Origin of the sequence: Arthrobacter sp. GCM10027362 (assembly GCF_042679445.1) — a bacterium.
Classification (GTDB): domain Bacteria; phylum Actinomycetota; class Actinomycetes; order Actinomycetales; family Micrococcaceae; genus Crystallibacter.
In genome coordinates, this window is the sequence record NZ_JBHTML010000192.1 from 1 (window position 1) to 7110 (window position 7110).

The window sequence follows — 7110 nt, forward strand, 5'->3', positions numbered from 1 at the left end:
GGCGGCGTCGGCCGAGCCGCCGCCCATGCCGCCGGCCACCGGAACCCGCTTGGTGATCTCCAGGTGCACGCCGGTGGGGCGGGCGGCCAGCTCGCGCAGCAGCACCGCGGCCCTGACCGCCAGGTTGGACTCATCCAGCGGAATGCCGTCCAGATCGAACTCCAGCTCGGAGCCGCTGCGCACGCCCACCGTAATCCTGCCGTCCTCGCGCGGGGTGGCCAGGACCTCCTCGTACAGCGAGACCGCCAGGTAGACGCTGGCCACCGAGTGGTAGCCGTCCGGGCGCAGCGGCCCGACCCGGAAGGAAACATTGATCTTTCCCGGGGCCATGGCGCGGACCGGTCGCGCTGTGCTCATGCTGGAAGCCTCCTGTGGTTCATCGGACCGTGCCGGGCATCCGGATTCAACCGGCCGGATGCCTGTACTCGGCGATCCGGGCGAAGGCGGCCACATCCAGGACCTCGCCGCGGGCGCCCGGATCAACATTAGCGGCGCGCAGCGCCTCCTCGGCCCGGGCCGGGCTGCCGGCCCAGCCGGCCAGTGCGGCGCGCAGGGTCTTGCGGCGCTGGGCGAAGGCGGCGTCGATGACGGCGAAGACCTCCTCCCGGCTGGCGCGGGTGGCCGGGGGCTCGTGCCGGGCGAAGGCCACCAGGCCGGAGGCGATCTTCGGCGCCGGCCAGAAGACGTTCATGCCGATCACCCCGGCCTTGCGCATCCGGCTGTACCAGGCGGCCTTCACGCTCGGCACGCCGTAGATCTTGGAGCCGGGGGCCGCCGCGAGCCGGTCCGCGACCTCGTCCTGGACCATGACCAGGCCGTGCCGCAGGGACGGGAAGTGCTCGAGCAGGTGCAGCACCACCGGCACGGCCACGTTATACGGCAGGTTGGCCACCAGGGCGTCCGGCTGGTGCGGCAGCTCGGTGACCTTCAGGGCGTCGGAGAGGACGACGTCGAGCCTGCCTGCGGCCTCCGGACGCCAGGCGGCGGCGGTCTGGGGCAGCCGGGCCGCCAGCTTCGGGTCGATTTCGACGGCGACCACGCGCCGGGCGGCGTCCAGCAGCCCCAGCGTCAGCGAGCCCAGGCCCGGACCGACCTCCAGCACGGTCTCGGCCGGATCCACGCCGGCTGCGGCGACGATCCGGCGGATGGTGTTGCCGTCGATGACGAAGTTCTGTCCCAGCGTCTTGGTCGGGCGCACGTCCAACTCGCCGGCCAGGCGGCGGATGTCGGCGGCGCCGAGCAGCGGTGCGGTGGCTGGCTGGCCGGGGGAAGGGGTAGCTTCTGTCACTGTGCCATCGTATCGGTCCGGCGCCCGGGCCCCGCAGCCGCCCTTAAACGAACCCGGCGGGACGGCTGCGGGTATCCGTGCAGATAACCGCGGCCGTCCCGCCGGGCCGCAGGGAGCGGAAGGGGCAGGACCGGGGCCTAGAGCAGGCCCAGCTTGGCCGCGCAGGCCGGCCAGTGGCCCCAGCCGCCGTTGCTGCGCAGCACCTCGGCGGTGGCGATCTGCTCGGAGGCGCTGGCCAGGTGCGGGTAGGGGGCGTACTTGCCGCCGCCGGCGCCGAGCCAGGAGCTCTGGCTGAACTGCAGGCCGCCGTAGTAGCCGTTGCCGGTATTGATGGACCAGTTGCCGCCGGACTCGCACTGGGCCAGGGCCTGCCAGGTGCCGCCGACGTTCGTGTTGTCCGCGGCCGGCTTCGGCCGCGCCTTGGTGCCCACCACCACCTTGCGGGTTTGCGGCTCCTGGGTGACCTTGTCGCTGACCAGCTCCCGTTCGGTTTCGACGCCGTCCTCGAGCACGATCGCGTAGACCTTGGTGCGCGAACCGGCCTCGCCGGCCTGGCTGACCTTCTGCTGGTCCTCGTACATTGAGGAATCCTCGATGGTCCTGGTGGCGAAGGGGATGGGCTCGACCACCTTGACCGTCCGGCTCTTGTCCACCCGGACGATCCTGATCTTGAGGCCTTCGGTGACCTCCTTGGCCTTCGGCCTGGAGAGCTTGTCATCCTCGCCAAGCTCGATGTGCTGCTCCTCGAGCAGCTCCCCCACCGTGGCCGCGGTGGAAATCTTCTTCCTGGTCCTGCCGTCGACCGTGATGGCGACGGTCTTCGGCGTCGTGATCGTGAGGTTGCTGACGGTGGCCAGCTCGGCCGCCAGCGGCACGTCCAGGGCCGAATCCTCGGCAACGCCCAGCTCCTTCAGCAGGTCCTTGACCGTGGCCGAGGTGGACTGCACCGTGGTCTTGTCGCCGTCCAGGCGGACGGTCACGGGCTTGGCCGTGATGACCTCGATGCTGGTGCCGTCCTTGACCGGTTCCGCGGCGCCGGGGCTGAGCTTGTCCAACGGGTCCACGGCGACATGCGCTTCGTCCAGGACGTCCTGGACCGTCTTGCCGAAGGTCGAGACGCTGCTCGCCCGGCCGTCGACCGTCAGGGTGACGCTCTTGTTACTGCCGGCAAATGCCGCAACGCCCAGCACGAGGGCGGTCAGTACCACTACTTGGCCGGCAACCTTCGCCCAACGGTGCCTCAGAAATCGTCCCATGGTGCCCTCATCGTTACGTCTTCCCGGGCACGGGGACAAAGACACCACTGCATGGCGCACCGAGTCGCACGGCACGTTGCTGTGTGCAGGCAGGACCGGGCAGGAGCAAGCGGGCGTGAACGTTACGTCCCGCGGGTTCCGGCACAATCAGGAGATACCCGGATGCCTTCCCCGACCCCGGCTACTGGACCCTACCGTAATCCAAACGTGATGTGTCCACAAACCGGGGTGGGAAAGATCACCTACCATTGCCCGTAGACAAGCTCCGTGTTATAGGCCACATCGGCGCACAGCTGGGACAGGTCCTTGCCCAGCACCGCGGCGATCGAGCGGACCGTGTACGGCACCATGTAGCTGGCATTGGGCCGGCCCCGGTACGGATGCGGTGTGAGGAACGGCGCATCCGTTTCCACCATGACCAGCCGCGGGTCCGCCAGGTGCAGGGCCTCGCGCAACTGTGCCGAGTTCTTGAACGTGGCGGTTCCGGCGAAGGACATGTACCAGCCGCGCTCGTTGCAGATCCGGGCCAGTTCCGGACCGCCCGAGAAGCAGTGGAACACCACCTTGGGCGGCGCGCCCTCGGCGTCGAGGATGCGGACAACGTCGTCGTGGGCGTCGCGGTCGTGGATCTGCAGCGCCAGGTCCAGCCGCTTGGCGATGTCAATGTGCCGGCGGAAGGAGTATTCCTGGTCCTGCAAACCCGCACCGCGGGTGCGGAAGTAGTCCAGCCCGGTCTCGCCGATGGCCCTGACCCGGGGGTGGGCGGCCAGCTCCTCGATCTCGGCCAGGGCCGCGTCCAGTGTCCCTGCCGCGGCCAGCGGCGGAGCATCGTTTGGGTGGATGGCGACCGCACCGAGCAGCCGGGGTTCCGCCTCCACCGCGGCAACGGTGAAGCGGGAGGAATCCAAATCGCAGCCGACCTGGACCGCCCCGCGCACGCCCACGGCCTCGGCCGCGTCCAGGGCCTCGCGGACCGTGACTTCCACCAGGCCGTCGCGGAAATCCAGGTGGGTGTGGTTGTCCATCACCGGGACCGGAAGCGGTTCCGGCGCCGGCGGATAGGCCAGGTTGCGGCGCCGGCCGGTCTTTTCCTCCACCGCGCTGCGGGCGGCCGTTCCGGCGTCCGCTCCCTCCGCATCCGCTGCTGCCGCCGGCCGGTAGGCGGCAGGGGTTTCTCCGGGGATAACAGTCGGGGCTTCGCGCATGGTTCCAGCCTACGGGAGGGATGCTCCCCGCCCCTGCCGGGGGCAGCGAAGTGCCCGGTTCCGGCTCTACCATGGCCCAAAACCAGCCAGTAGTGTGGATTCATCTGCGTTGTAACCTCTGTCCCAGCCGTCTCGGATTTGCTCTGCGGAAGGTTCCCATGGATAGCCAGCAGCACACAGCTTGGTCTGAAGCACCGCAAGGATCCGTCCTCTCAGGCGCCGCGGACCCGGACGGCACTGGCCGGCACGCCCCCGGCACCGCCGGTGGGGACGGCGAGCCGCCGGACTTCCATGAGACCTGCGGGCAGATCCTGGGCGCGATCAACACCGTCATCGACGGCAAGGCGGAGGCCGCACGGCTGGCCCTGACCGTGCTGCTGGCGCAGGGCCACCTGCTGCTGGAGGACGTCCCCGGCGTCGGCAAGACAATGCTGGCCAAGACGCTGGCGCGCACCATCGACTGCAGCGTGCACCGGATACAGTTCACGCCGGACCTGCTGCCCTCGGACGTGACGGGCGTGTCCATCTATAACCAGGACAAGCACACCTTCGAGTTCCGTGCCGGACCGGTTTTCGCGAACATCGTCATCGGGGACGAGATCAACCGTGCCTCGGCCAAGACCCAGTCCGCGCTGCTGGAGTGCATGGAGGAGCACCAGGTCACTGTCGACGGGCACTGCTACGCCCTGACCGATCCCTTCATGGTGGTGGCCACGCAGAACCCGATCGAGATGGAGGGCACCTATCCGCTGCCTGAGGCCCAGCGGGATCGGTTCATGGCCCGCATCTCGATGGGCTACCCGGACCCGCGGGCGGAAATGGACATGCTCGAGACGCACCAGTCGGTCTCGCCGCTGTCCCGGATCCGCCCGGTCGCCGGAGTGGGCGAAGTGCGGGCCATGATCGCCGCGGTGCGCAATGTCTACGTCTCCCCGGCGGTGAAGGAATACACGGTCAGCATCGGCACGTCCACCCGGGAGCACCCGCACCTGCGCCTGGGCGCCAGCCCGCGGGCGCTGCTGCAGCTGCTGCGTGCGGCCAAGGCCGCCGCGGCGCTGGACGGGCGGAACTTTGTCCTGCCCGACGACGTGGCCTCCGTGGCCGACGCCGTGCTGGCGCACCGGCTGCTGCTGGACCGCAGGGCTGTCACCGCGGGCGAGAATGCCTCCAGCGTGGTGGCCTCGGTGCTGGCCAAGGTCCCGGTCCCGGGCGGCGCGGGCCGCCTGATCTCCTAGCCGGCCCGCCATGGCCGCCGCTGCCTGGCTGGGGAAGCTGCCGACCCGGTACCTTACGCCCCGCGGTTGGGGACTGTTCGGTGCCGGGGTGCTGGCCCTGCTGCTGGCCCAGCTGCTGGGCCGGCGCGACCTGCTGGGCCTGGGGATCTTCCTGGCCTGCCTGCCGGTGGCCGCGGCGCTGGCGATGCTGCTGCTCAAGCCCCGCTTCGCCGTCGAACGCAGGTTCCGGCCCGCCGCCGTCGAAACCGGGGTGGCCACCAGCGTCCGGCTCTCCATCCAAGGCTCCGGTTCCGGGGGCGGGCCGGTCTTCATGTCGGAGAACCTGCCGGCCCGTTTCGGCCGGCCGCCCGCCTTCCGCTTCCCGGCGCGCCATCCGGATCGTTCCGGTGCCAGTGTGTACGAGTACCGGCTGCGTTCGGGCAAGCGCGGGCTGTTCGGCATCGGCCCGGTGACCGCCGAGTTCGCGGACCCGTTCGGACTGGCGCGGCAGCGGCACAACCTCGGCGAGGTGTCCCGCCTGATCGTCACGCCGGCGCCGGTGGAGCTGCCGGGCACTTCGCTCACCGGGGCGCGCGGTCCGGACGGCACCGCCAGCACCCGGCGGCAGACGAATCCCAGCGACGACGACGTGATGACGCGCGAATACCGGTACGGGGATCCGATGCGGCGGGTGCATTGGGCCGCCACGGCGCGGCAGGGGGAACTGATGGTCCGCCAGGAGGAATCCGTCACCACCCCGCAGGCCACCATCGTGCTGGACCGGCGCGACGCCGCCTTCGCCGGCTTCCTGCCGGCGCCGGCCGCCGGCCAGGCCGGGGACCTGCTGCGGACCTCGCCGCGCTTCGAATGGGCAGTGACCGCCGCCGTCTCCGCGGCCAACGACTTCATCCTGCGCGGCTACAACGTGCGGCTGCTGGATGCCCACGGTGCCCCCGGCCTGCGGGATTCGCCCTCCGCCGCCTGGCCCGACGACGATGAGTTCAGCGGTCCGGCCGGCTACCAGGACCTCGCCGAGGGACTCGCCGCCCTGGGGCTGGCCGAGGAACCGCGCCGCAAGGCCGACCGGGCCGACGGCGCCGCCGGCGCATTCGGGGACCGGCTGCTGGACAAACTCGCCGCGCACAAGCTCAAGGGCCCGCTGCTGGCCGTGCTCGGCGAGCTGTCCCTGGCCGAGGCCGGCCAGCTGGCACCGGCGGCGGAATTCGGCTCGCAGGCCTTCGCCCTCCTCGTGGTCGAGCATCCGCGGCAGCCCGCCGGGTCCCTGGAAAAGGCCCTGGAGAAGCTGCGCTCCGGCGGCTGGCGCGCCGTCGCCGTCAGCGCGCAGGCCTCGCTGCCGGCGGCGTGGTCCTGCTTTGACATTCAGGGCCCGGTGTTCGAAGGCTCCGCCCGCGGATCCGCGGGCCACGCTCCCACTCCGGAGGTGCACCTGTGACCGCCGCGCAATGCCTGCCCGAACACCGGGCGGGGTTCCCCGCTCCCCCGGACCGCCCGGCCCGCCGCCGCTTCCCGGACCCGGGCCCGTGGCTGATCAGCGGTGCCGTGGCGATGGCCGTCTGCCTGGCCGCTGCCAGCCTCCACGGCGTGCTCGAAGGCTGGGACTGGCTGCCCGCCGTCGTCCTCGCCGTGCTGGCCGTGGAACTGGGCACCGCCGTCGGCCGGGCCCTGCGCCGGCCGGCCATCGTCAGCGCCCTGCTGGGCCTGGCCGGCCTCGTGGCCTCGACCACGGCGATGTTCCTGGCCCCGGCGAGCCTGCTCGGCGTCATCCCCGGCCCCGGGTCCCTGCGTGTGTTGGAACCGATGCTGGACCAGGCCCGGGACACCGTGGTCTCGCAGGTGGCGCCGGTGCTGGTGAACCCGGGCATTGTGCTGCTGGCCTGCCTCGGCATCGGCGCGGCCACGCTGCTGCTGGACACCATCGCGGTGCCGCTGCAGATGCCGGCCACCAGCGGCGCGGTCCTGCTGGCAGTGGCCTCCGTGCCGGCGGTGATCAAACCCAGCAGCATCGGCCCCTGGGGCTTCGCTGCCACGGCGGCGGGCTACCTGCTGGTGCTCGGCTGCGCCCAGTGGTACCACGCGCGGCCGGTGCCGGCGCCGCCCTCGGGCCCGGACGGATCCGGTCCGGCCGG

The 7110-nt window shown here is 71.3% G+C and carries 6 protein-coding genes and 1 pseudogene; 3 read left to right on the top strand and 4 right to left on the bottom strand.

Annotated elements, in window-relative coordinates:
* From ACFQ36_RS19085 to ACFQ36_RS19100, 4 genes and pseudogenes are all read right to left on the bottom strand, one after another.
* Positions 1-357: pseudogene (locus ACFQ36_RS19085) on the bottom strand (4-(cytidine 5'-diphospho)-2-C-methyl-D-erythritol kinase); the annotation flags it as partial.
* 46 nt (positions 358-403) lie between these two features.
* Positions 404-1288 carry a 16S rRNA (adenine(1518)-N(6)/adenine(1519)-N(6))-dimethyltransferase RsmA gene (gene rsmA, locus ACFQ36_RS19090; RefSeq protein WP_377016497.1) on the bottom strand — a complete coding sequence of 295 codons (885 nt, stop codon included), beginning with the start codon at positions 1286-1288 and terminating at the stop codon, positions 404-406.
* Positions 1289-1425: 137 nt separating this feature from the next.
* Positions 1426-2496, bottom strand: a complete 1071-nt coding sequence (locus ACFQ36_RS19095) for a ubiquitin-like domain-containing protein (protein WP_377016499.1) — start codon at positions 2494-2496, stop codon at positions 1426-1428.
* 290 nt (positions 2497-2786) lie between these two features.
* The gene (locus ACFQ36_RS19100; protein WP_377016501.1) at positions 2787-3749 is read right to left on the bottom strand and encodes a TatD family hydrolase; all 963 of its coding nucleotides are present in this window, start codon (positions 3747-3749) and stop codon (positions 2787-2789) included.
* A 158-nt stretch (positions 3750-3907) separates the two neighbouring features.
* Between ACFQ36_RS19100 and ACFQ36_RS19105 the strand changes: the two genes are divergently transcribed.
* From ACFQ36_RS19105 to ACFQ36_RS19115, 3 genes are all read left to right on the top strand, one after another.
* Complete coding sequence (locus ACFQ36_RS19105; RefSeq protein ID WP_377016503.1) at positions 3908-4984, top strand: AAA family ATPase; 1077 nt, start codon at positions 3908-3910, stop codon at positions 4982-4984.
* 10 nt (positions 4985-4994) lie between these two features.
* On the top strand, positions 4995-6416 hold the full coding sequence (locus tag ACFQ36_RS19110; RefSeq protein WP_377016505.1) for a DUF58 domain-containing protein: 1422 nt from the start codon (positions 4995-4997) through the stop codon (positions 6414-6416).
* A partial coding sequence (locus ACFQ36_RS19115; protein WP_377016507.1) for a DUF3488 domain-containing protein occupies positions 6413-7110 on the top strand: 698 nt, incomplete at its 3' end. The genes ACFQ36_RS19110 and ACFQ36_RS19115, both read left to right, overlap by 4 nt.

What these genes read in the sequence shown, in the direction of transcription:
- ACFQ36_RS19100 (WP_377016501.1), bottom strand. Translation starts at nt 3,749, where the DNA reads ATGCGCGAAGCCCCGACTGTTATCCCCGGAGAAACCCCTGCCGCCTAC.
- ACFQ36_RS19105 (WP_377016503.1), top strand. Translation starts at nt 3,908, where the DNA reads ATGGATAGCCAGCAGCACACAGCTTGGTCTGAAGCACCGCAAGGATCC.
- ACFQ36_RS19110 (WP_377016505.1), top strand. Translation starts at nt 4,995, where the DNA reads ATGGCCGCCGCTGCCTGGCTGGGGAAGCTGCCGACCCGGTACCTTACG.